Here is a 654-nt window from a genome sequence, read left to right on the forward strand (position 1 = left end):
CGCGGTTAGGCGGGGGGGCGGGGGGTGTGTTCCTCCCCCCCCCCCCCGGGGCGCCCGGGAGCCGGGCGGGGGCCCCCGGGCGGGGGGGGGCCCCCCGGGCCCGGTCGGGGCGGCCCCGGGGCGCTCCACGGTGGGCGGCCCGCCGTGCAGCACCCCTGGCCCGCCCCGGCAGACCCCCGTCCGAACCGGCGGCTCAGAGCGCCCGCGTTACGACCTCGGGGCCGTCGGGATGTAGTCGAAGTTCGGGGTGAGCGTGCCGAACAGGGCGCCCACCGGAGGGGCTTCGCCGCCGGTGATCGAGGCGAACAGGCGGGACGCCTCCGCCGTGAGGTAGAACGGCGCCTTCTTGATGCGGAAGCCCGTCAGGCTCGGGCGGGCGCCCAGCATGACCTCGGCGTAGGTGGATTCCGCGATGACGACCTCGCTGGAGACGGGCACGCCGTCGACCTCGACGCCCGCGGTGTAGGAGGGCGTCGGCATCACGCGGATGTACGTGGGCTTCAGCGTGATGGTCTTGCCGGATGCCGCGTGGTGGAAGCTGAGGCCGCCCGGGTAGAAGATCCGCCCGCGGATGTCGAGGCCGTCACCGGCCGTCGAGCCGATCGGCATGCTGAAGCCCTTGCGGTCCGTGTCCATCGCGAACGGGGTGATGGC

The 654-nt window shown here is 75.1% G+C and carries 1 pseudogene; it reads right to left on the bottom strand.

Annotated elements, in window-relative coordinates:
• Window positions 1-207: 207 nt before the first annotated feature.
• Window positions 208-654, bottom strand: a pseudogene (locus ACFXPK_RS22305) (hypothetical protein); the annotation flags it as partial.

It is taken from the genome of Streptomyces sp. NPDC059142, assembly GCF_042755665.1.
In the GTDB taxonomy this organism is placed as follows: domain Bacteria; phylum Actinomycetota; class Actinomycetes; order Streptomycetales; family Streptomycetaceae; genus Streptomyces.